Raw genomic sequence first — 24,290 nt, forward strand, 5'->3', positions numbered from 1 at the left:
GATCCTTTTTAGGAACTGTAAACCACTTATCCGCATGGCAAAATCTTCCAAGCAGAAAAAAATTTTCGTACTTGACACTTCCGTTATTCTTTTCTCACACGATTCCATTCTCAACTTTGCTGAGCATGATGTTGGGATTCCGATAACCGTATTGGAGGAGTTAGATCAGTTTAAAAAAGGGAACGATACCAAAAACTTTGAGGCAAGGGAATTCATTCGACTATTGGATCGCCTGGCGAAAGATCATAGCCTTCAGGATTGGATTCCATTAAATGGAAAAACCAAAGGATGTTTCAAGGTGATCATGGATTCTGAAAGTACCATCGACGCTACGCAAATTTTCAACGATGGGAAAAATGACCACCGTATTTTAAATGCTGCACTCACAGTCAAAGAGCAGGAACCGAAGAGAAAAGTGACGCTTGTCTCAAAGGACATTAACCTTAGACTCAAAGCCAAGTCACTCGAGTTGCCGGCGGAGGATTATGAAACCGGAAAGATCAAGAATGTAAATACGCTAACAACCGGAAAATCAGAACTTGACGACATCAACTCTGAGCACATTGATGAGCTATTTAAGCGAAATGTCATTGACCGGAAGAAGATTCTTATGCGAAAGAAGTTTCCGGCTAATAACTATTTCATCCTTAAAAGTGAGAAGAACTCGGTGTTAGGCTATTACAACCCCACGGATGACACAGTAGAAAAAGTGGAGAAACAGACGGTCTATGGCATCAAGCCGAAAAATGCCGAGCAGACTTTTGCCATGCATGCCATGCTGAATCCTGAAATCAAGCTTGTGAGTATCAACGGGGTGGCCGGAACCGGCAAAACCTTGCTTGCGCTGGCATCCGCATTGGAGCAAAGAAGAAATTACAAACAGATTTATCTCGCTCGTCCTATTGTCCCACTTAGCAATAAAGACATTGGGTATTTACCGGGCGATATTAAATCCAAGTTAAACCCATACATGGAGCCCCTTTGGGACAATCTTAAGTTTATCCAGCACCAGTTTCGTGAAAACGATAAAGAGTTCACTCGTATTACAGACATGGTCAATCAGGAAAAGCTCATGATTACACCATTGGCATATATCAGGGGTAGAAGCTTGTCGAATATTTTCTTCATTGTAGATGAGGCTCAGAATCTCACACCACATGAGATAAAGACGATCATTACACGAGCTGGAGAGAATACGAAAATTATTTTTACCGGGGATATCTACCAAATTGATACACCATATTTGGATTCACAGTCCAATGGGTTGTCATATCTCATAGATAGAATAAAAGATCATCCAATGTTCGCGCACATTACTCTGGAAAAAGGAGAACGTTCGGAGCTGGCTAATCTCGCAAATGACCTCTTGTAATCATGCCTTATATCGATGTAATACAGCCGGAGAAAGCAGAAGGGCAGTTAAAGGAGATTTATGATGGGTTAGTGAAAAGTCGTGGAAAGATTGCAGTGGTGCATAAAATCCAATCCCTGAATCCTGAGTCGATTGTCAATCACATGGATTTATACATGACTATCATGTTTGGTAGATCCCCTTTAAAAAGAGTTCATCGGGAAATGATGGCAGTAATAGTCTCCATTTCGAATAAATGTGAATACTGTCAGGTTCATCACCTTGAGGCGGTTAAGAATTTTTGGAAGGATGATGAAAAATTAGATTCTTTTCAACGTGATTTTGAAAGTGCACCCCTGGATGACCGGGAAAAAAGTCTTTGTCGGTTTGCGAGAGAATTGACGAAACATCCTGAAAAATCTAATGAAGCAGGATTGGTGAATCCGCTTAAGAAATTAGGTTTTACAGATAGGGAAATCCTTGATGCAACCTTGGTAGTTGCCTATTTCAACTTTGTCAATCGGATTGTAATGGGCCTTGGTGTTAGTCTTGAAGAAAATCCCGGAGGGTATAAATATGAGTGAGGTAGGTATAATTTTTGCTTGGAATAGAATATGAAAAAGCAGATTGTTCTACTAATATCACTTATTATTTGGATTGATTTATCAGCAACTCACCTCAAAGGTGGGCAGATTCAATACAGAAGAATTAATTCGTTAACAATCGAATTCACCATTATTGGTTATCGTGACATTAATGGTGTTCCTTTTGGACAAGGTGTATTTGATTTTGGAGATGGAGACAAATTTGGAGATGATCAGAATGAACAAATTCCTTGGGAGTCCATTGAAGATTTAGGTAATGGAATAGAAAGATGGTCATTTAAATTACAGCATACATATTCAGGATCCTCATTTCCAATAGTATCATATACTGAGAGCTTTAGATCAGCTGAGATTCTTAACATCAGCAGCTCTGTTGCTACCAACTTTTATGTTGAAGCCAGGATTTTAATTAACCCGTTATTAAATCCCAACTCGTCTCCAGTTATTACACATAAACCAGGTTTTGTTGCTGTTCTTGGTGAGAAATACATTGCAAGTTTTGCTCATAATGATAGAGATGGTGATCTTTTGAGGTACAAACTGATAACTCCTCTTCAAGACAAAGATCTGACGGTAAACGGATATAGGTATCCAAACCACTCAGAATTTGGTGCAACCGAACACACTGTCTTTACACTTGATCCATATTCTGGAGATTTAATTTGGGATAATGCAATAAAACCAGGAAACTATTCTGTGGCCATTAAAATCGAGGAATGGAGGGAAGTGAATGGGAAATATCAAATTATTGGACACACGACTTTAGATTTTGTGTTGAGTGTATTTGAAGCTAACGTTCCTTTTTTGAATTTAATAACACCATCTTTTTCGTGCTTAGAGGTGGATCAAGATTATCATGAAAGCATTTCGATCAAAAATGAGTCTAAAGTTGATTTTAAAATGAATTTTGAAACAGGGTTGGACTCATTAATTGTAAATGGCCTTAAAGTGAATGAATGGAATCAACAATGGGCAGATAGCACTTTCTCTGATTCAGAAATGAAACTTGACCTTACTGTAAAAGCTGATGCTTTAAAAGATTATCCAGGTTTAAATAATGTAATATTTAATGTTTCAGGAATTGCTTTAGGCTCAGATGAAAGCAGGGTTGTTAATTATTCTACTAATTCATTGGTGGCAGCCGAATGCAAAGATGACAAGCTCATCAGTTCTGTTCAAGAGGAATTTCCTTCAATAACAGTTAGCAAGGATGGAATGAAATTAAATTTCACTAATTCAGGTTGGCATAGGGTGTCGATATATTCATTATCTGGATCTTTGTTGAAGCACGTAAACACGAATCAAGTTAAGGAAATAAAAATAGCTTATCCTTTTATTAATAATACCGTTTATGTAATCTTGGTTCGCTCAGCAACTAGTTTAACGACTCAAAAGATATTATTTTCAAAGGACTAAAATTTCAACTAATCACATGATCAACCTACAGGACGTTAGTAAATTTATCGAATCGAAATATCAACGAACCTTTATTTTGAAAGGCATTGACCTTGAAATAAAGGAAGGTGAATTTGCAAGTATCATGGGACCCTCTGGTTCCGGAAAATCAACACTTCTCAACATCATCGGAATGTTGGATAAGCCCTCCGAAGGAGAATACTACTTCATGGATGAGCCCGTACACAAGCTTCGCGAAAAACGAATTTCAAGGATTCACAAGGAACATATTGGTTTTATCTTCCAGGCTTACCACCTAATAGATGAGCTTACAGTTTACGAAAACATCGAGACGCCACTGATTTACCGGGGTGTGAAAGGTAAAGAGCGTGCCAGTATGATTGCTGAGATGTTAGATAAATTCAATATGGTAGCTAAAAAGGACCTCTTCCCTGAACAGCTATCAGGCGGGCAGCAGCAGCTGGTTGGAGTTGTACGCGCCATTATTGGCAAGCCCAAGCTACTTCTGGCCGATGAGCCAACTGGAAACCTCCACTCAACACAAGGTGAGGAAGTAATGAATGTATTGAAGCAGCTTCATAAAGAAGGCATGACGATCATCCAGGTAACTCATAATGAGAAATTTGCAGAGTATGGTTCCCGAATCATTCAGCTTGAGGATGGCCGTGTGATGGATTAAAACAGAAAATCATCGTTTGACAGTTGGTTACCAAATTGTCTATCTTTGGATTAAGAGAAGATTAATTTTAACAAAACCAATTTAACCATGAACATGCCAGATTACGTTGAGCGATTGATTCACACCATTAGCGATTCCCTTCCGGGAGTTGTTGGAGCAGTTATAGTATTAATCGTCGGTTGGCTTTTTGCTATCCTTATACGCAAGGTGGTTCATAGCCTGATGAAAAAAACAGAGTGGGACGAGCGACTGCTTGGAAACACCATTTTGGACACGAACAAGTTTATAGCCAATCTTGTTTATTACATCCTCATGTTAATCGTTCTGCTGATTGTTCTGGAAATGCTCGGGGTGAGCTATGTTCTGGATCCAATCAGAAATATGCTGAACGAGTTCCTTGGGTTCATTCCTAATATCCTTGCAGGCTTAGCGATCATGTTCATTGGCTATATCATAGCCAAGTTCATCTCGAACCTGGTTAAAATGGCAGGGAGCTTTTTTGATCGTCTGGCCAATAATATGGGCTTTAAGGAGACAGATAAACTGGTTCACTTCATTCAGCAAGTAGTATTTATCGTCATCTTTATTCCATTCATCATTCAGGGTCTGAATGCCTTGCATTTAGAGGCCATCACCAACCCTGCCAACAATGTATTGCACCAGATGTTGGATTCTGTCCCTAACATCATAGGAGCAATTTTGATCATCTCCATCTTTGTAGTTGGAGGGCGCTTCATTACCTCTTTTGTGAAAGACTTACTAGCCAATGTTGGAATAGATTCACTTGTCGATAAACTTCAGCTGAAAGCTGTGTTAGGCAAGCAAAAGCTTTCCTCGATTGTAGCAAATATTATATTCTATTTCATGGTGTTTTTTGGTGTAATCTCAGGAGTTGAGATGCTAGGGCTAGACCGACTTGCGGAAGTGCTTCACACCATTTTGAACCTATCAGGTAATGTTCTTTTCGGGTTAATCATTTTGGTAATGGGTAATTTCCTAGGCTCCATTATTTTCAAATCCATGAATGGAAATGGAGACAATTCATTTGTTGCAGGTATTGCCAGAGTAGCCATTGTGGGTCTCTTTTTAGCGATTGCATTACGAACCATGGGAATTGCAAATAGCATTGTGGAACTAGCTTTCGGGCTTACATTAGGGGCAATAGCCGTGGCGGTTGCACTTTCTTATGGTCTGGGTGGGAGAGAGGCAGCAGGCAAGCACATGGAGCAAATTCTTAAAAAACTTCAAAAGAAGAAATAGCTATTTGATTAATAAAAAGAAACCCCCGATTCTAATGAGCCGGGGGTTTTAGTTTATGTGAAGCAAGCTGCTAATATGGGTTCATACTGCTTACTAAATTTTCGATAACACCATTCCTTTAGCTGATAGACCTCATCAGGCACAAGTGCCTTTATTGCTTTGCGCAATTCTTTTTCAAATAGCCGTTTATCAAAGCTTACTTTCGATAAAATAGTTTTGAAGTACTCTAGCATGTGAATAATTGTTAATGATCAAACCCACACCTTAAATTTGGCGTTGTGGGGAATGAATAAATTTATTTTAGTAACATTTTAGGTTGAGTAAATAATAGGCGGATACGCATGAAGTTAACGAACAAATTTTTGATAGGTTGTGCAGCGATCTTAGTATTTGCGACAAATCTTTTTTCTCAAGAAGTTTCCATTAAGTTAGGTCAAAATGAGATAGGAATCAACCAGTATTTCACTATTTCGGTAGAAGTGGAGAATGATCGGCTAAAGCAATACAGCGACTTCCCTGAAATTGATGGTTTTATAAAAAGAGGAACCTCTTCCTCAACCACAACCAACTATATAAACGGGAGAATGTCATCCACTCAGTCACTAACCCAAAACTATCAGGCGACTGAAAAGGGAACATTTTTATTAGCGCCATTTTTCATGACAATCAATGGAAAAGAGATAAAATCTGAAGGAACACAAATAGTAGTTGGAGAAGCTGTTCAGAGACAGGCAAGACAAAGTCCTTTCGGAAGAGATCCTTTTGAAGATCTTTTTGGAGGAAGGTCTGAACCCGATGAATTTGTGGATATTGAAGCCGATGCTTTTGTAGCCCTTACGCTAGACAAAGATGAAGTATATGTTGGCGAAGGGTTTACGGCTACACTTGCCTTTTATGTGGCGGAGGCAAACAGGGCTGAGATGCGATTTTTCGACCTGGCCAATCAGATTACCGAAATCGTTAAAACAGTCAAGCCACCAAATTGCTGGGAGGAAAACTTTAGTATAGATCAGATTTCAGGTGAGCCAATCAAAATCAGCGGAAGGAATTACACCAGGTATAAAATTTACCAGACAGCATATTATCCGCTTACCTTGACGGACATTGATTTTCCATCCATTGGGTTAAAAATGATAAAATACAAAGTGGCTAAGAACCCTTCTTTTTTTGGAAGAAACAGGCAGGAAGATTACGAAACCTTCTATTCGAAAGCCAAGACGGTAAAAGTAAAGGACTTACCTCCGCACCCGCTCAAGGAGCAAGTGGTGGTAGGGAATTATCAATTGGAAGAAGAATTAAGCACAAAAGAACTGGAGACTGGCCAAAGTTTTAACTATCGTTTTGATATTGTCGGTGAAGGGAACATCAGTTCTATTGAAGCACCTACTCCAAAGAAAAATGACGTTTTTGATTTTTACGCGCCGAATGTGACACAAAGAGTAAATCGTGCGGGGGGAAAAGTAAGAGGTGTTAAGAGCTACGATTTTTATGCCATTCCGAACGAGCCCGGAGAATACAGGCTTTCAGATTTCTTTTCGTGGATTTATTTCAACCTGGCAAAAGATGCGTATGATACGCTTTCATCAGAATATATATTGAGTGTGAGTGGAGAGAGTAGAAAAAACCTTTCGATTGCTTCTAATGATTTAGGGGACTTCTATGATGAGATTTCAAAGGCTGACAATGAAGTAAGGTCAATTGAAGGAGATAATTGGGTTACCATCATTGTTAATATCTTTATCGCCTTAACACTTGGCTTTACAGTCTATTTGCTGTTCAAAAAGACAGCATAATCACATGAGCAATACCCTAGGCAACATTTTTAAGATCACTTCTTTTGGAGAATCGCACGGCACAGGTGTGGGTGTAATCATTGACGGATGTCCGGCAGGTATTAAGCTGGATGAAACCTATATTCAGGCGGAGCTTGACAGAAGGAAACCTGGCCAATCACGCATTACCACACAAAGAAAGGAAGCAGATGGTTTTGAGTTCTTTTCTGGGGTCTTTGAAGGAAAGTCTACCGGAGCTCCGATTGCTATTCTGATTAAAAATCAAGATCAAAAAAGCAAGGATTACGATCACATCAAAGATGTGTATCGTCCCTCGCATGCTGATTTTACCTATCAGGAAAAATATGGTATCCGTGATTATCGCGGAGGTGGTAGAAGCTCTGCCAGAATAACTGCAGGGTGGGTGGCTGCAGGAGCTGTTGCCAAACTGATCCTGGATCAGGTAGGGATGAAGTGCCAGGCCTATGTTTCCCAGGTTGGTGAATTGAAACTTGAAAAAACGTACACTGAATTAGACCTTTCAAAAACAGACACCAATGATGTGAGATGCCCGGATTCTGAGATGGCTCAGAAAATGTTTGATCTTATAGATCAAGTGAGAAAAGAAAGAGATACTGTCGGGGGGGTAGTTACAGGGGTAATCTCTGGCGTACCTGTGGGTTTAGGTGAGCCTTTGTTCGATAAGTTAAATGCTGCTTTAGGACATGCCATGCTCTCGATCAACGCGGTGAAAGGGTTCGAATTGGGAAGTGGATTTGAAGGAGTGAAAATGAGAGGTTCAGCACATAATGATCCAATCGAGAAAAAAGGAAACGAGATCAGAACTATGTCCAATCATTCGGGAGGAGTTCAAGGAGGCATTACCAACGGAGAGGATATCTATTTTAATGTAGCATTTAAACCTGTGGCTACTATTATGCAGGATCAACAATCCATTGATAAGGATGGAAATGCTGCTACAGTCCAAGGAAAAGGGCGACATGACCCGTGTGTAGTTCCACGTGCAGTGCCTATTGTGGAGGCAATGTCTGCACTTGTCATGGTAGATTTCTATTTATTAGCTCAAACCAATAAATTGCGAGGCTAAGTAAACGCCTAAGCAATATTTCAACAGCGATTAAACAACATGAAAAAATTTCCCCTTCACGTTAAAATAATTATTGGACTGGTAGCCGGAGTGATCTACGCTTTTGTATCCAGTGCATTAGGATGGAATGAATTCACGATCAATTGGATTGATCCATTCGGTACCATTTTCATTCGATTGTTGAAATTTATTGCAGTTCCTCTTGTCTTGTTTTCCATAATAAGTGGCATCAGTGGATTGAGTGATATTTCAAAACTTGGCAGAATGGGAGCCAAAACACTGGGGTTTTATTTGCTTACCACAGTAATAGCAGTGTCCTTGGGTCTATTGTTGGTTAATACGGTAAAACCCGGAACCCATCTGGATGAAGAGCAAAGAATAAAGAACAGGATTTCTTATGAGTTGTGGGCAGATGCTGAAGGAGTAGAAATGAAGGATAGGAAGGATTTCCTGGTAAATCCTAAGTATGCAGACCTTGTAGAAGAAATGTCAGGTCAGTCTCAAGAAATAGATCTTGACAAGGTTGAGAAAGTTAAAAGCAGTGCTGATTTGAGCAAGGATGCACCTCCACTTCAGTTTTTGGTAGATATAATCCCGGAGAATCTTGTCTTGGCTATTTCGGACAATAGTTTAATGCTTCAGGTCATTTTCTTCGCTATCTTTTTTGGAATCTCGATCGCTATGATTCCCCGGGAAAAATCCCAGGCTGTCATCGATTTTATCAATAGCATCAATGATGTTTTCCTGAAAATGGTAGAGCTGGTTATGCAGGCAGCTCCCTACTTTGTATTCGCCTTGCTTGCGGGGGTAATAGCGAAAATGGCGGATACACCCGCTCAGGTTTTGGAAATTTTCAAAGGTTTGGGTTCATATTCGTTAACCCTTTTCTTCGGCCTGGCATTTATGATTTTTGTATTCTACCCACTGATCATTGTCTTATTTGTAAAAAAATTGTCCTATAAGGATTTTTTCAAGCGGATTAGTCCCGCGCAATTAATGGCGTTTTCTACCAGCTCCAGTGCTGCGACTTTGCCGGTGACGATGGAGTGCGTGGAGGATAATCTGGGTGTATCACGAAATGTATCAAGTTTTGTCCTTCCAATAGGAGCTACAGTAAATATGGATGGAACAAGTTTAATGCAATCCGTGGCTGTAGTTTTTATGGCTCAGTTGCATATGGTCGACCTTTCCTTGGGTCAACAGCTCACCATCATATTGACCGCTACCCTTGCATCAATAGGGGCCGCTGCAGTGCCAAGCGCAGGATTGGTGATGATGATAATAGTACTGCAGTCAGTAGGACTCAACCCGGCATGGATAGCCATTATTTTCCCGGTTGACCGAATTCTGGATATGTGCAGGACTGTAGTAAATGTGACCGGAGATGCAACGGTGGCCACTCTGGTAGCTGGTTCTGAAAATGAGCTAAATCCCAGGGAGAACTTAGGCTAGCATCACGTAGGAAAGGTATATCGTAAGTCCTAACGTTAAAAGGGTCACAAGAACAAGCAGTGAGATCTGAATTTTTCTGGTTACCATGACTTTGTGATTTTAGGGTGATAAAAACGATTATTTGAAGTATGGTATCTATTTAACGGGCTATCCTGACCACCCTTTCGAACTTTTCTACGAACTTTGTAATTGTATTGCTAAACGCACAAACTATGCAGACGACACAGGAACCACGAGTGGTCAATATTTATACAGAATCGAATCCAAATCCGAACTCATTGAAGTTTGTAGCAAACTTTATGTTGATGCCTGAAGGTATCAGCAGGGACTTTCCAAATGCGGAAAGCACTGGGGAAGCACCACTTGCAAAAGCTTTATTTGAGCAGTTTGACTATGTGACTGGCGTTTTCTATATGAGCAACTTCATTACAGTTACCAAAAAGGACGAAACCGAATGGTATGAGGTGAAAGCTCAAATTCAGCAGTTCATCAAGGATTTTCTCACACAAGGAAAGGATATTCTGACAGAGGAAATAAAAGATAATATTGATAAAGAACTCACAGGAGATGATGCTGAAGCAAAAATCAAAGGTGTGCTTGAAGAGTACATTAAGCCTGCTGTAGAGATGGATGGTGGTGCTATAAAGCTATCATCTTATAAGGATGGTGTTGTAACCGTAACGTTACAAGGGTCTTGCAGTGGATGCCCATCATCAACAATTACACTTAAAAATGGCATTGAAAATTTGCTAAAGCGGATGGTGCCGGAGGTAAAAGAGGTGGTTGCAGAAGAGGGATGATTTGCTGAAATTGGGAAAAACTTACCTCCCGATGAAAAATTTCTTACTACTCTCATTAATCATTTTTGGAATTTTAACCTGTGAAAAACCTCAAAACGAGGCAAGCGAATTCACGGAATCTGCTGCTGAAGTTGGCGGGTACGATTCTCTACTAGCAGCTGAAACAGGAGCCGACGATTACGGTATGCGTAGGTATGTAATGGCACTATTAAAAGCAGGTCCAAATCGAGATCAGGATTCCACAGAAGCAGCCCAACTACAGAGAGCACATTTAGATAATATCAAGCGAATGGCCGAAGAAGGCAAACTTGTGATGGCTGGGCCTTTCTTTGATGACTGGGAGGTTAAGGGTATCTACATTTTTGCCGTGGAGACCATAGAAGAGGCCGAAGAGTTAACTAAATCGGATCCGGCCATTCGGGCTGGTAGATTGATAATGGAATTGCATCCGTGGTATGGAAGTGCAGGGCTGATGAAGATCGGGGAACTTCATAAAAAGTTGGCTAAAAAGTCTATATGATTGCATTTCGCATCAAAATAACGGGAAGAGTCCAGGGTGTTTTCTTTCGAGCTTCAACCAAAGAGAAAGCAGATGAGTTAAATGTGTTAGGTTGGGTGAGAAATGAACCTGATGGAACCGTATTAATTGAGGGGGAGGGTGCGGAGGATCAAATGAAAGAATTTCGACAATGGTGTACCATTGGATCACCAGCTTCTAAGGTAGAGGGAGTTGTGGTGGAAGAAATCTCAGTTCAGGGATTTAATTCCTTTGAGATTTTTTATTGAATTTATTTCCTAAAAGATTTCACGTCATCAGCAGTAAGGTTAGATGCATTTTCCAATTCAGGATTGGTTCCTATTTCGATCGCGTTTGATTTCCAGGAAAACCGGGTTGGTTCAATGGACTTTATAGGCAAACCTGCTGAAAGAAGTGTATAAGCTACGATCTGAATGTCTTCGGTATTCACATCATCTCCATAATACAACACATTACTTCCCATGCCTGCTGTTTCAACTGCCTCTTTTTCGTGTATATAATACCCGAGCTCTTTTAGTGAGTATACTTTGTCTGCATCCTGATCGTGTCTGTAATATCTGATGACTACATCATCCCGAAGTTGACCCGGGGGCAGGTTAGCAATTTTGGGAGCCAGATAGATATTTTTTAAATCATTCAAGCTGCCATAGCTAGTTGTTGGATTACTTTGTTCTGTGCTTTCGAAAGTGCTATTATTATTGTCTTCTGAATTAAAATCATCAGCTTCATCCTTCAAACTTGATTCAATAGAATCATTTTTTGTTCGATCTAAAACAGGAGGAGGTGTTTCTTTAGCTACTTGAGAAGCAAGGTCTACAGGGTTGAATTCTGATTCTGCCTCCTCATCATCAACCGTGTTAGTAGTTACTTCGCCTTTCGAAAAGCTTGCTTCTTTATTCTTATTATATTTCTCAGCATCAAATGCGGAGATTTGAAGCAGCTTAATGATTGCTATAAAAATTAAAGCTACAATGGCATAGATTGGATATTTACCCATTTATTAGTTGTGATTTGGTAGCCTGAATTTAACCAAAATACTGATTGGGCACAAAAAAGCCCCCACCTACTCGCAGAGTAAATGAGGGCTTTGAAGAACTTATAGGTGTTTTCTATCAGCTTTTCTTCTTATTCAAATCAATTACAATCGGGGTTGCAATAAAAATTGATGAATAAGTACCTACGATTATACCAATAAGCAAAGCGAATGAGAACCCTTGAAGAACTGCTCCGCCAAACAGGAATAGTACCATAACAACGATTAACGTTGTGAGTGAAGTGATGAACGTTCTACTCACCGTATTATTCAATGATTCATTGAAAACAGGGATTAATTCTGAGCCGGACTTAATGCCCATGTTTTCCCTTATTCTATCAAACACAACCACCGTATCGTTGATTGAGTAACCGATTATGGTAAGAATTGCAGCTACGAATACTTGATCTGCCTCAAACGATATTCCGAACATATTAGCTATCGCAAATGCGGAAAGTACAAATAGCGTATCGTGAAACAATGCGATGATCGCACCAAGTCCAAACTGCCACTTTCTGAATCTAAATACAATGTAAATGAAGATACAGATTAAGGCAATTACTCCTGACTTATAAGATGAATTCTTAATGTCATCAGCTATTGTCGCTGTTACCTTAGATGAGCTCGAGATTGTAAAGTTGCCATCTTCAAGTTGAGATCCATCTGCTATATACGTAAGACCTGTTGTTTCTGACAGACCTTTAATTAGTTCATCTCTGACAATTGCATCTCCCTCATCACTCTCATCATCAATTTTATATGATGTTGTGATTTTTAAAATATTCGGAGCACCAAAAGTCTTTACTTCTGTACCTGCGTTCTCAAAGTAGTTCCCCATTGAAGTTTTAATTTCGGTTGGGTTTCTTGGCTCATCGAATGTGATCACAAAAGATCGACCTCCTTTAAAATCAACACCCAGTGTAATACCCTTAACAATCAGGGCTATTACTCCAATGGCAATGAAAATGGAACTGAACATGTAAGCCAGTTTTCTCTTGCTTAGAAAATCAAAGTTCAGATTGGTCAAAGCGTTTCTTGAAAAGGAATTGGCGAAAGAAATCTTAGAATTATCTCCTTTTTTAGAGAAGGCTTCAACAATTACTCTGGTGATGAAAACAGCACTGAAGAATGAACAGACAATACCAATCATTAATGTGATTGCAAAACCTTTAACAGGTCCCTGACCCAGTGTGAATAGTATGATCCCTACTATTAGTGTGGTAACGTTTGCATCAAAAATCGACCAATAAGCTTTGGAATAACCTGATGAAATAGCTGCTTTTAAGCCAGATCCATTTCTGAGCTCCTCTTTGATTCTCTCGAATATTAGCACGTTTGCATCAATTGCCATACCGATGGTCAGCACGATTCCGGCAATTCCAGGGAGTGTCAATGATGTCCCAAACTGGGCGAGAATACCCATAATGAAGAAGACATTGAAAAACAGGGCAAGGTTTGCAATGAATCCGCCTTTCGCATAGTATACCACCATGAAAACAATCACAATGACAAGGCCTATAAGAATGGAATTCAGCCCCTGGCTTTGAGCCACTTTACCAAGCGTTGGCCCTACAACCACATCTTCTACAATTGTTGTAGGAGCAGGAAGTGAACCTGCTTTCAGGATGTTTGCCAAATCTTTCGCTTCTTCGATTGTCTTAAACCCACCTGATATAGAAGAGCTCCCATTTGGAATCTCACCTCTTACATATGGTGCTGAAAAGACATAGTTATCAAGAACAATTGCAATTCTCTCACCAACATTCTCACGTGTCATTTTAGCCCATGTTCTGGAGCCTGTCGCATTCATTTGCATTGAGATCTCAGGCTCAGCTCGTTCATTTAGTGATGCAGTGGCACTCGAGATTGTCTCACCTGTAAGGGTTGCTTTTCCACTTCTATTGGTTTTGATTGGGTAAAGCTCCAATATATCTGGTCCGGTCAGTTCTTCTCCTTTATCCTTTGGCTGAACGTCCCACAAGAATTTCATGGTAGCAGGGATAACTGCTTGAACATCTTCACGTTCCAGAATACGATTGATTTTAGCCGTATCTTTCACATTGTAAAGAAGGCCTCCATACTGAGGTGTGCTTACTATCAGATCAAAAAGAGGAGATTGACGGGTATTAATTAATGAATCTAACTGATCATTGTTAGTACTATCACCATTAGCCGCAGCTAATGAGTCCACTTCATCCTCACCACCTAAAAGTGCAGTGATATCATCTTTTAATTGTTGATCTTCTTCTGAAGTTTCCGAAGGATTTTGCTTCATTTCCTGAACTATCAGAGAGTTGATAGACACAAGTACCGGAGCTACGTTTTGCTGTTGGTGTACTTCCCAGAACTCAAGCTTTGCAACTCCCTGAAGGAGTTTCCTCACTCGTTGAGGGTTATCAACACCAGGAAGCTCAATTTGGATTCTCCCGGTACCTTGAAGTCTCTGGATATTTGGTTGAGATGTTCCAAACCTGTCAATTCTTGTTCTTAAAATATTGAAAGATCGGTCAATTGCACTTTCAACTTCTGTATTGATAATTTCAAGAATTTCCGCATCTGTACTTTGCAAACTAATTCTACCTCGGTTGGCAGCTGTAGCGAATATTTGAGCTAATTCTTTCTGCGGAGCTCTTTCTTTGAATTCACTGTAGAACTCTTCTACGTAATTTAATTGTGTTCCTCTTACGTTCTTTTTTGCTTCATCTAAAGCTGCGAGAAAATCAGCGTCTCCGCTATTTCCACTTAAGCCTTTCAAAATATCGATTGGAGAAACCTCCAGGGTTACGTGCATACCACCCTGCAAGTCAAGACCTAGGTTCAGTTCAGTTTCTTTGATCTCTTTATAGGTATAGTCAATTCCAAACAGGTCATAGACAGGTTCGTTCCAGATGGAATCAAGATATCGTTGTTTCTCAGTTACGTTCACAGAGCCATCTTCATTTTCAGTGGCTTCCACAGCCTGTTTCTGAATGTTTTGGGAGATGTAGGTGAATGACAAATAATAGATACAGAGCAATGAGATCAGTATCGTTAAAAAAACTATAAAGCCTTTGTTTTTCATTTTTATATGGTTTTAAACTGTATCGAATACAGCCTTTTTAGAGTTTAAAAAATATGAGATTATTAGTTGGTACGCAGAATACCTCAGGGAGCATTTGGCGAAATAATTCGCCTGAAAAGAATTTTTAAAGCTTTCTGTGCAGAACTCAAACATTGCTTTACAACAGGATTCTTTTCATCTTCAAGATCTTGATAGAACACCTCATTCAATAAATAAGATTGGTAGTCAAGATTTATTTGGAGCGATGATGAAGGAACAGCTGCTGATTTAGAGATCTGCTGCTTTTCACTATTTTCTGTATCGCTTTGTTCTTGCTTGTCTTCTATTTGCTCAGGCACAAAAGCAGATTGTGTCAGGACCAATAGTCCCAACGTGATACCAAAAATGGTATACAGGCTTTTTTTCGATATGTGCTTGACAAAATTCAAAGTGGGGGCAAATGTAGCAAAATCACTCGTTAAGAAAAGTCGCGATTACATTTAGTGCCGGGTCGAAACTTTCATGATTAGGAATTATCAAGTCTGCATATGCTTTTGAGGGCTCAATGTATGTTTTATATGCTGGTGTCACATGGTGTTCATACCGATAAAGTACGTCTTCCAGATCATAACCCCTCTCTTGAGCATCCCTGATGATCCTTCGTTTCATCATTAAGTAATCGGGTGCCTGGATATACAATTTCAAGTCCAGTAGGTCACGAATACCTGCTATATAAAGAACGAAAATTCCCTCTACTAAAATAATCGGCTTACTCTCTATCTTAATTCTCTTAGTATTACCCCTGTTTTTATTGTACGTGTACTCTTGAACTTCGATTGTTTCACCATTGATCAATTTCTTTAAATCTTCAACAAAAATTGCTTGATCAATTGAATTAGGGGTGTCAAAATTTTCAACACCCTTTTCATCTTTTGGTTGCTTATCTATTTCGACATAGTAATTATCCATGCTATGCAGTGTAGCTTGAGGAAGTCGTGCAAGAAGCTCCCTCATGAACAAGGTTTTCCCCGAACCACTACCGCCGGTAATACCTACAACAATTGGTTTACTCATTGATTTGACGAAGATATTCAAGCAGCTTTTGAACTGCTTTAGCTCGATGTGAAATTCTGTTTTTTATATCAGTGCTTAATTCTGCAAAGGTTTGAATGTAGCCTGATGGCTGAAAGATTGGATCATATCCAAATCCGTTGGTTCCTTTCTTTTCATGGATAATCTCTCCTTTCACTGTCCCATCAAATTGAGAGACATTTCCGCTTTCGTCAATAAAAGTAATAACTGTTTTAAAGGACGCAGATCTATCATGTTTGTTCGCAAGGTTTGCCAGAAGCAAATCCATGTTTTTATCATCATCACGTTCAAAGCCCGCATACCTTGCTGAAAAGACACCTGGAGCTCCCTCCAATGCACTAACTAACAATCCGCTATCATCGGCAAACACAGGCATCTTATGTCTTTCAAAGACATAAGATGCTTTAATGTTTGAGTTTTCTTCGAGTGTGTCCCCCGTTTCTTCTATTTCTGAGGTAATACCCAGGTCTTTCAATCCAACAATAGATATGCCCTCGGGCATGATTTCATTCATTTCCTTCACCTTATTAGCATTATGCGAGGCAAAGCAAATTTTCATTATTGCTTTGTTAGTTTTATCGGATAAAGCTCAAATGCAATTGGGGTATTAGGGTCAATGAAGACCCCTGCCCTGCTACTTCCATAAGCCAGTCCGGACGGTATTACAATTAAAACTTTACCCTCTAGCCCCATGTATTTAAATGTAGCAGCAATTCCTTCTGCAAATCCATGAATGAAACCACCCTGACCTGTTGGTATACTCCATCCGGATGCAGAATATGTTATAAACCATGGTTCATATTCAAGTCTGGTAAAAACAGCAACGGTATCACCTGTATCTGTTATATAAGGATTTTCCTCATAATGCTGCTTTAAGGAATCTCCAAGTTCCTGGATTGAAGTATCAAAAATAGTGTCCCCGAGAGTTTTTCCGATATAATTGAAATCTACATGGTCACTTTCATCAATGCGCTCAGCTTGCACAGAAGAGCCGGAATCTAGAATGACATATCGGACACCATTCGTAGTATTACCGATTTCCTCGTCAAGAAACCCTTTCATGTATAAGTACTCGGCAATTGCAATACTATCCTTGGTTCGTTGGATATCGGGATCGACTTGAACGACCACATTTCCATCTCCGCAGGCCAACAAAATGAAGCCAACCAGAATTCCTAATAATCCCTTTTTCATTTTTTTATAAATGACTTACTCTACTATTTCTACTAGCTCTACGTCAAAAATCAAAATAGAGTTTGGCTCAATGATCGGGCCAGAGCCTCTATTACCATATCCAAGTGGACTTGGAATGTAAAGTGTAGCTTTTGCCCCCTCATTTAGAAGTGCAATGCCTTCATCCCATCCTTTGATTACTCTACCTTGCCCAAGTGAGAATGAAAATGGTGCATAATCCCTCCCTTCTCTAAAAATCTCCTGCTCCTTTGCAACAGACTCAATACTAGTGTCAAAATACTCTCCACTTATTACCTTCCCTGCATAATTGACTCTAACAGTTTGACCAGCTTCAGGTTTTGGACCACTACCTTCTTCAGTAATAACATACCGTAATCCACTTTCAGTTTGTTGAGCTTCGATATTATTTTCAGCTAAATAACTATCTAAAATTTCATTGTCTACCACAATTTGTTTAGCAGCAGCTTCTTCAGCTTTTTTCGCCACCATGTCGTAGTAGCCTTGCTCAGTAAGCTGGTCGATATAAGCAATCTGGAACTTGATTTTGCTATCAGGGGCAATAGAATCGGGAAGTGGTGCTCGGAATGTGTTTTCAAAAAGCTCAGAAGCAACTAATTCAAATCCTACACTGTCGCCGGTTCGCAACTGAGTCAAAACTTCAAAAAGCTCGCCTTGATTGGTCACATTATTTGGGTCAATTTTTAATGGCATTGGCTCACTTGCATCCATCATTACCTCTCCTTCTTCCGTGGTATACTTGATTCTAAGCATAGATACAAGGCTATCGACAGGCAGAACGCCATCACCTTTTTCAAGGTAAGTAACTTTTGTTCCGTTTTCTGTGGTGAATGAATTCGACCCACAAGCTGCTATAGTAAAAGCTAAAATGATATATCCTAATTTTTTCATTTAATACGTGTTTTTAATATGTCTTTTTCAATAAGTTCTATGAATTTCTTTTCTGTTTCTTTAAGAGTCAGTTTCGAGATACCTCCCGAAGCGTTCTTATGTCCCCCTCCATTGAAGTATTCTTCCGCGAATTTATTTACTGCAAAGTCCCCAATGCTCCTGAATGAAAGTTTTATTTCATTTTCTCCCTGTATAATTATTGCAGCAACTACTATGCCTTTGATAGAAAGCGCATAATTCACCAGTCCCTCAGTGTCTCCTTGCTTCAACCTGAAATCTTTAAAGTCATCTTCTTCGATTACAAAGTATGCGATCCTGGCGTTTTCGTCCACTTTTAGTTTTTCTGCAAGTGCATGACCTAAGAATCGAAGGCGTTGCAATGAATTGGTATCGTAAATCAATCGACTAACTTTATTTACGTCGGCACCCAAGTCTATCAATTCAGCCACCATTCGATGTATTTTGGATGTCGTAGAGGGATGTTTAAATGAGCCTGTATCCGTCATGATACCAGCATATAGACACTCCGCTATCCCTTTATCGATTGCTTCTTTGCCACTAAAATCCACAATTAAGTCATAAATTAATTCAGCAGTCGCTGCGGAGTGGTCATTCCAAAAGTTGAAATCCGGTTTGATTTCCGGATTTAAATGATGGTCTACAAGCGCAATTTTGGCTGAGGCTTTTTCGGCAATCTCTCTCATTTCCTTGATCCTCCCAAACCCGGAGAAATCCAGACAGAATAGCAAATCGGCTTCTAAAATAAGTTTTTCTGCTGCTTCTTTAGATTTTTCATAATTGATCACCAAGGGATTCCCAGGCATCCATTCAAGGAAATCAGGATAGCTGCTTGGAACAATGGTGTTTACTTCGTGCCCAAGCCTAATTAGAAAGTGATGTAGGCCTAAAGAAGACCCCAATGCATCCGCATCCGGATTTGCATGAGTGGTTATTATGATCTTTTTAGGGGTTTGTAAGAAGTCCTTTAACGCCTGTGTGTCCTTCATAAAAAATGCCCGAATCGGGCAAAAGTGAACCGCAAAATTAGTAACATTTATAAAACAGCGTAATGCTGAGCAAACTCTTTACGATTCCCTTATTTTTGCGGCGAATTTTAGAAGTGAAAACAAAAACGAATAATGGCAGGAAAAAAGACATTTACAATGATTAAACCTGATGCCTATGCAGCTGGTAACTCTGGGGCAATCATCAAAATTATTGAAGAAGCTGGATTTAAAATTGAAGCAGCAAAGTTGACTAAGCTATCTGCCGATCGGGCAGGTCAGTTTTATGAAGTACATAAAGAACGACCTTTCTATAATGATTTGGTTTCTTATATGAGCTCAGGGCCAATCATTGCCATGGTGCTAGTCAAAGACAATGCAGTGGAAGATTTCAGAAAGCTTATCGGGGCAACAAACCCTGCGGAAGCAGCTGAGGGAACCATTAGAAAGCAATTCGCAAAATCTATCGAAGCGAATGCCATCCACGGATCAGACTCTGATGAGAATGCGGCTATTGAGGCCGGCTTTTTCTTCTCTGTAACAGAAAGGTTTTAAGGAGAAAATTTTTTGGTTTAAAAATGCCTGTGAAAAATTCACAGGCATTTTTATTTGGCATCTGCCATAGCAGACTCATCCCTTCTTTCAATCCAGAAGTTATTAAATCCCTCTCCAAGGGAAATGACAATTTGTTTCAGTTGAAGTAGCTCAAGAATAGAAAGGAAATTAAAGATCACATAAATCTTATCAGGCTTCTCATCGATCATCTCAGCAAAAGAGAGCTTCTTTCCATAAACCAAACGCTCCATTAATTTTGATTTCTGCTTTTCAATGGTGTAAGGATATTGCACAACCTGGTGAATTGGCTTATTCTGTTCAAATTCGTAACGCTTCATCACCTTTTGAAAAACCTTCATCATCTTATAAAGATCGAGATCTTGCATCTCTGCCTCTACATTTATTGTCTCTGAGAGCTTTCTGATTTCTTTCTTCAGGTTTCCACGTTTCTCACGGTCAAGCCGGTCAGCCTCCATTTTTGATAGCGTAGAGACTACAGACTTGTACTTTTTGTACTCTAATAGGTGCTTTATGAGTTCTTCTCTTGGATCAATTTCATTGCCCTCCTCATCTATCACAGGTCTGGGGAGCAGCATTTTAGCCTTTATACGCATCAATGTAGCAGCTACCAATATGAATTCACTTGCTACTTCCACATTCAATTTTTCCAGATGTTCCAAATAATCTAAAAAGTCATCTGTAATCTTAGCAATCGGAATATCGTAAATATCCAACTCATCTCTCTCGATGAAAAAGAGTAGCAGGTCGAATGGCCCTTCAAACAGTGCGAGTTTTATTTCAAATTTTTGATCTGCAGTCACGACTCAAAATTACCCACATTATGGAATTTCAATTTGATTTAATTTACCTTTCATTGTTATGCTTAGTTTTGCAAACTATCTTTTTACGTAGATAGATAATTCAAACAATTAGAGCTCAGGCGCGTTTGGATGAAATACTGAATATAATGGAGATTAAACCAGGACCTCTTTTAGCAGAAATCAATTCCCCGGATGACCTTAAAAAGTTGGACGTTAGACAGCTGACACAGGTGTGTCAGGAGCTTAGAGACTTTATCATTGATAATGTTTCTGTTTACGGAGGTCATTTTGGCGCCAGTCTGGGTGTTACCGAACTCACTGTAGCACTTCATTACGTTTTCAACACCCCGAATGATCAATTGGTTTGGGATGTAGGTCATCAGGCTTACGGACATAAGATACTAACCGGGAGAAAAGAATCATTTCACACGAATCGAAAGTACAAGGGCATATCGGGCTTCCCGAAAAGAGGGGAAAGCGAATACGATACCTTTGGCGTAGGGCACTCTTCTACGTCAATTTCGGCTGCTTTAGGTATGGCAGAAGCGTCTAGGCTAAAGGATGAAAAAGATAAACAACATATTGCGGTAATTGGTGATGGAGCTATGACCGGCGGAATAGCTTTCGAGGCGATGAACCATGCTGGTGTCAGTAATTCAAACCTGCTGATTGTTTTGAATGACAATTGTATGTCTATCGATCCAAATGTTGGTGCTTTAAAGGATTATCTCACAGACATAACTACCAGTCAGACATACAACAAATTCAGAGATGAAATTTGGAAGATACTTGGTAAGATCAGCAAGTTTGGGCCAAATGCACAGGAGATTGCGGCCAAGGTTGAAAACTCAGTAAAAAGCTTGTTGCTCAAACAAAGCAATCTTTTCGAATCTCTGAATCTGAGGTATTTCGGTCCGATTGATGGCCATGACGTAAATCATCTGGTAGATGTCATGGAAGATTTGAAAAAAATTCCGGGCCCAAAAATTTTACATTGCCTTACTGTGAAGGGCAAAGGTTATGATTTGGCTGAAAAGGATCAAACCTTGTGGCATGCCCCCGGCACTTTTGACAAGATTACAGGTGCTATAAATAAGAAAAAGCACGATACACCTCAACCTCCAAAATTTCAGGATGTTTTTGGGCATACATTGGTTGAGCTTGCCGAAAAGAATGAAAAAATTGTTGGAATCACCCCAGCTATGCCTTCCGGATCTTCCATGAAGATAATGATGGAAGCAATGCCTGATAGGTCTTATGATGTTGGGATTGCCGAGCAACATGCTGTGACATTCTCAGCTGGTTTGGCCACACAAGGCATGGTGCCTTTTTGCAATATTTACAGCACATTCATGCAGCGTGCTTATGATCAGGTCATTCATGATGTATGTATCCAAAACCTGCATGTAGTTTTCTGTATGGATAGGGCTGGATTGGCAGGAGCCGATGGACCAACACACCATGGAGCTTATGATATCGCATACATGCGATGCATTCCAAACATGGTAGTATCCGCCCCTATGAATGAATCAGAGCTTAGAAATTTGATGCTAACGGCCAGTGAGCACAATGGACCGTTTTCAATCCGATATCCAAGAGGAGCGGGGGTAATGCCTGAGTGGAGAACCCCTTTAGAAAAAGTGGAGATCGGAAAAGGTAGAAGGCTAATTAAAGGAGAGGAAATTGCCATTCTTTCCATTGGTCAGGTAGGAAATTATGCCTTGGATGCCGCCGAGAATTTGCTGAAAGAAGGAATAAAACCATCGGTTTTCGACATGCGATTCGTAAAACCTCTTGATGAAGAGATGTTGCATGATATCATGCGAAATCATAATTATGTCATAACTGTTGAGGATGGTTGCATCATGGGAGGTTTTGGGTCGGCAGTTTTGGAATTTGCCGCTGACAATGATTATTATCCTTCTGTGAAAAGACTGGGTATACCTGATCGTATCGTTGAACATGGCGAGCAGCCTCAGCTTCACAGGGAATGTGAATATGATGCTGAAGCCATAAAAAATGAAGTTTATCACTTCATTTCCAGCAAGAAAAGTATCGTCTGATTTTGCTCCCAAAAGTCTTTTAAATCCGTATTTGAAATATTTTGCGTACTTTAATAGCGTATGAGTATTCATATCAAATTCGCCATCTCACTGTGCTGTCTGATTGCCGCCACATCCTGTAAGCAGTCTACTTCAAGTCATGCCAATAATGAATATCCTGAAAGGGAAGAGTTCATTGTGGATCTAGACTTGCCTAAAATCAAGGAGCGAGGGTACATCACCGCAATTATGGATAATAGCTCAACTGGTCTATTTGTCTATAAGGGCAAGACAATGGGCTATGAGTATGAGCTACTGAAAATGTTTTGTGAAGAGCAAGGACTCCAGCTAAGAATTAATATTACTCAAAACATTGGTGAGGGATTTAATAAACTAAACACTGGTGAAGGAGATATTCTCGCCTACAACCTCACTGTCACTAAAGAAAGAAAAAAAAGGATTGCATTTACACACTATCACAACCTGCAGCGACAGGTTCTCATACAGCGAAAGCCTAAAGATTGGAGGCAAATGAAGCTACATGAAATTGAAGCCGAATTAATCAGAAATCCGGTTGACTTGATAGGGAAAGAGGTAGTTGTAAGACCGCATTCATCTTACTATGATCGGATGGTTAACCTTTCAGAGGAAATAGGTGGAGACATTCTGATTGTACCCGGGGAGACCAATGCTGAAACTGAGCAATTGATTAAACAGGTGGCAGAAGGCAAAATTGATTACACTGTAGCAGAAGAAGACATTGCTCTTGTAAACTCTACTTACTACCCCAATCTGGATATTAAAACACCTGTGAGTTTTTCCACACAGATAGCCTGGGGAGTTCGTAAAAATTCGGATCAGCTTTTGGGAGCGTTAAATGACTGGATATTGCGAATGAGGAAAACCACAGACTACTATGTGATATATGATAAATATTTTAGAAGTTCTAAATCAGCGCTTAGGCGATCCAGGAGTAAATATTCCTCAATCAGGGGAGGAGCCATCTCGCCATACGATAGTTTGATTGAAAAGGCAGCTGATGAGCTTGGGTGGGATTGGCTACTTTTAGCTGCACAGGTATTCCGAGAGTCAAAGTTTAATGAAAACGCAGAGTCCTGGGCTGGAGCCATTGGGCTAATGCAGGTAATGCCCCGCACAGGAAGAGAGTATGATGTGCGCAACCTGTATGATCCAGAGCAAAATATTTACGCAGGGATGAAACATTTGGAGTGGCTTCAAGATCAATGGAAGAAAAAGATTGAGGATGAGGATGAACGTATAAAATTTGTTTTAGCCTCTTACAATGTAGGTTTAGGCCATCTTCAGGACGCAGTACGCCTTACTGAAAAGTACGGAGGAGACCCACAAAGCTGGCAGGATGTGAGCGAATACCTATTGAAAAAGGCACAATCAAAATACTTCAACGATCCTGTTGTTGAATATGGATATTGTCGCGGGTCTGAACCTGTAGAGTATGTGGATAGGATACTGGATATATATCAAAACTATACGGAAATACTACAACAAGAAAGCCACCTGGAAACAGTGGTTCAATAGAAATCCATTGATACTAAAAAATAGACGGTTACTTACAATAATGATGTGGTATCTATTGAAAC

The 24,290-nt window shown here is 39.9% G+C and carries 24 protein-coding genes; 14 read left to right on the forward strand and 10 right to left on the reverse strand.

Going from position 1 to position 24,290, the window contains the following annotated elements; translation table 11 throughout:
• Positions 1 to 34: 34 nt before the first annotated feature.
• The 5 genes from RIC88_RS08750 (at position 35) to RIC88_RS08770 (ending at position 5,311) form a co-directional block, all read left to right on the forward strand.
• Positions 35 to 1,372, forward strand: a complete 1,338-nt coding sequence (locus tag RIC88_RS08750; RefSeq protein WP_502879998.1) for a PhoH family protein — start codon at positions 35 to 37, stop codon at positions 1,370 to 1,372.
• 2 nt (positions 1,373 to 1,374) lie between these two features.
• Positions 1,375 to 1,935, forward strand: a complete 561-nt coding sequence (locus RIC88_RS08755) for a peroxidase-related enzyme (RefSeq protein ID WP_350217160.1) — start codon at positions 1,375 to 1,377, stop codon at positions 1,933 to 1,935.
• Positions 1,936 to 1,965: 30 nt separating this feature from the next.
• A complete protein-coding gene (locus tag RIC88_RS08760) occupies positions 1,966 to 3,372 on the forward strand; it encodes a hypothetical protein (RefSeq protein ID WP_350217161.1) in 1,407 nt (468 codons plus the stop codon).
• Between the two features lie 16 nt (positions 3,373 to 3,388).
• Entirely contained in the window at positions 3,389 to 4,051 is a 663-nt protein-coding gene (locus RIC88_RS08765; protein ID WP_350217162.1) for an ABC transporter ATP-binding protein, read from the forward strand.
• Between the two features lie 93 nt (positions 4,052 to 4,144).
• The gene (locus RIC88_RS08770; protein WP_350217163.1) at positions 4,145 to 5,311 is read left to right on the forward strand and encodes a mechanosensitive ion channel; all 1,167 of its coding nucleotides are present in this window, start codon (positions 4,145 to 4,147) and stop codon (positions 5,309 to 5,311) included.
• 53 nt (positions 5,312 to 5,364) lie between these two features.
• Here RIC88_RS08770 and RIC88_RS08775 read toward each other — a convergent pair whose 3' ends face one another.
• Positions 5,365 to 5,544: a hypothetical protein gene (locus RIC88_RS08775; RefSeq protein WP_350217164.1), complete on the reverse strand. Its 180-nt coding sequence runs from the start codon at positions 5,542 to 5,544 to the stop codon at positions 5,365 to 5,367.
• A gap of 108 nt (positions 5,545 to 5,652) precedes the next feature.
• Here RIC88_RS08775 and RIC88_RS08780 point away from each other — a divergent pair, with 108 nt between their 5' ends.
• From RIC88_RS08780 to RIC88_RS08805, 6 genes are all read left to right on the forward strand, one after another.
• Complete coding sequence (locus RIC88_RS08780) at positions 5,653 to 7,104, forward strand: BatD family protein (RefSeq protein WP_350217165.1); 1,452 nt, start codon at positions 5,653 to 5,655, stop codon at positions 7,102 to 7,104.
• A 4-nt stretch (positions 7,105 to 7,108) separates the two neighbouring features.
• Entirely contained in the window at positions 7,109 to 8,191 is a 1,083-nt protein-coding gene (gene aroC, locus RIC88_RS08785; RefSeq protein ID WP_350217166.1) for a chorismate synthase, read from the forward strand.
• A gap of 39 nt (positions 8,192 to 8,230) precedes the next feature.
• Positions 8,231 to 9,643: a dicarboxylate/amino acid:cation symporter gene (locus tag RIC88_RS08790; RefSeq protein ID WP_350217167.1), complete on the forward strand. Its 1,413-nt coding sequence runs from the start codon at positions 8,231 to 8,233 to the stop codon at positions 9,641 to 9,643.
• A 212-nt stretch (positions 9,644 to 9,855) separates the two neighbouring features.
• On the forward strand, positions 9,856 to 10,443 hold the full coding sequence (locus RIC88_RS08795) for a NifU family protein (RefSeq protein ID WP_350217168.1): 588 nt from the start codon (positions 9,856 to 9,858) through the stop codon (positions 10,441 to 10,443).
• A gap of 31 nt (positions 10,444 to 10,474) precedes the next feature.
• Positions 10,475 to 10,963, forward strand: coding sequence for a YciI family protein (locus RIC88_RS08800; RefSeq protein ID WP_350217169.1), 489 nt, complete (start codon positions 10,475 to 10,477; stop codon positions 10,961 to 10,963).
• Complete coding sequence (locus RIC88_RS08805; RefSeq protein ID WP_350217170.1) at positions 10,960 to 11,229, forward strand: acylphosphatase; 270 nt, start codon at positions 10,960 to 10,962, stop codon at positions 11,227 to 11,229. Before RIC88_RS08800 ends, RIC88_RS08805 begins: the two co-directional genes overlap by 4 nt.
• A 2-nt stretch (positions 11,230 to 11,231) precedes the next feature.
• On the opposite strand, the gene RIC88_RS08810 is transcribed toward RIC88_RS08805, so the two are convergent.
• The 8 genes from RIC88_RS08810 to RIC88_RS08845 form a co-directional block, all read right to left on the reverse strand.
• Positions 11,232 to 11,978 (reverse strand): hypothetical protein, encoded by a 747-nt coding sequence (locus tag RIC88_RS08810; protein WP_350217171.1) that lies wholly within the window; start codon positions 11,976 to 11,978, stop codon positions 11,232 to 11,234.
• A 115-nt stretch (positions 11,979 to 12,093) separates the two neighbouring features.
• Positions 12,094 to 15,075 carry a protein translocase subunit SecDF gene (secDF, locus tag RIC88_RS08815; RefSeq protein WP_350217172.1) on the reverse strand — a complete coding sequence of 994 codons (2,982 nt, stop codon included), beginning with the start codon at positions 15,073 to 15,075 and terminating at the stop codon, positions 12,094 to 12,096.
• An 83-nt stretch (positions 15,076 to 15,158) separates the two neighbouring features.
• Complete coding sequence (locus tag RIC88_RS08820; RefSeq protein WP_350217173.1) at positions 15,159 to 15,503, reverse strand: hypothetical protein; 345 nt, start codon at positions 15,501 to 15,503, stop codon at positions 15,159 to 15,161.
• A 22-nt stretch (positions 15,504 to 15,525) separates the two neighbouring features.
• Positions 15,526 to 16,128: a uridine kinase gene (udk, locus tag RIC88_RS08825; RefSeq protein WP_350217174.1), complete on the reverse strand. Its 603-nt coding sequence runs from the start codon at positions 16,126 to 16,128 to the stop codon at positions 15,526 to 15,528.
• Positions 16,121 to 16,705, reverse strand: a complete 585-nt coding sequence (gene rdgB / locus RIC88_RS08830) for an RdgB/HAM1 family non-canonical purine NTP pyrophosphatase (RefSeq protein WP_350217175.1) — start codon at positions 16,703 to 16,705, stop codon at positions 16,121 to 16,123. Before rdgB ends, udk begins: the two co-directional genes overlap by 8 nt.
• The gene (locus RIC88_RS08835) at positions 16,705 to 17,340 is read right to left on the reverse strand and encodes an FKBP-type peptidyl-prolyl cis-trans isomerase (protein WP_350217176.1); all 636 of its coding nucleotides are present in this window, start codon (positions 17,338 to 17,340) and stop codon (positions 16,705 to 16,707) included. The genes rdgB and RIC88_RS08835 overlap by 1 nt, the downstream gene beginning before the upstream one ends.
• 15 nt (positions 17,341 to 17,355) lie before the next feature.
• Positions 17,356 to 18,249: an FKBP-type peptidyl-prolyl cis-trans isomerase gene (locus tag RIC88_RS08840; RefSeq protein ID WP_350217177.1), complete on the reverse strand. Its 894-nt coding sequence runs from the start codon at positions 18,247 to 18,249 to the stop codon at positions 17,356 to 17,358.
• Positions 18,246 to 19,256, reverse strand: coding sequence for a DHH family phosphoesterase (locus RIC88_RS08845; RefSeq protein WP_350217178.1), 1,011 nt, complete (start codon positions 19,254 to 19,256; stop codon positions 18,246 to 18,248). Before RIC88_RS08845 ends, RIC88_RS08840 begins: the two co-directional genes overlap by 4 nt.
• Positions 19,257 to 19,388: 132 nt before the next feature.
• Here RIC88_RS08845 and RIC88_RS08850 point away from each other — a divergent pair, with 132 nt between their 5' ends.
• Positions 19,389 to 19,808 (forward strand): nucleoside-diphosphate kinase, encoded by a 420-nt coding sequence (locus tag RIC88_RS08850; RefSeq protein ID WP_350217179.1) that lies wholly within the window; start codon positions 19,389 to 19,391, stop codon positions 19,806 to 19,808.
• 50 nt (positions 19,809 to 19,858) lie between these two features.
• On the opposite strand, the gene RIC88_RS08855 is transcribed toward RIC88_RS08850, so the two are convergent.
• Positions 19,859 to 20,629: a segregation and condensation protein A gene (locus tag RIC88_RS08855; RefSeq protein WP_350217180.1), complete on the reverse strand. Its 771-nt coding sequence runs from the start codon at positions 20,627 to 20,629 to the stop codon at positions 19,859 to 19,861.
• 146 nt (positions 20,630 to 20,775) lie between these two features.
• Between RIC88_RS08855 and dxs the strand changes: the two genes are divergently transcribed.
• Entirely contained in the window at positions 20,776 to 22,692 is a 1,917-nt protein-coding gene (dxs, locus tag RIC88_RS08860) for a 1-deoxy-D-xylulose-5-phosphate synthase (protein WP_350217181.1), read from the forward strand.
• Positions 22,693 to 22,752: 60 nt separating this feature from the next.
• Positions 22,753 to 24,228 (forward strand): MltF family protein, encoded by a 1,476-nt coding sequence (locus RIC88_RS08865; protein ID WP_350217182.1) that lies wholly within the window; start codon positions 22,753 to 22,755, stop codon positions 24,226 to 24,228.
• Positions 24,229 to 24,290 lie beyond the last annotated feature (62 nt).

It is taken from the genome of Ekhidna sp. (assembly GCF_040220215.1).
Taxonomy (GTDB): Bacteria; Bacteroidota; Bacteroidia; order Cytophagales; family Cyclobacteriaceae; genus Ekhidna.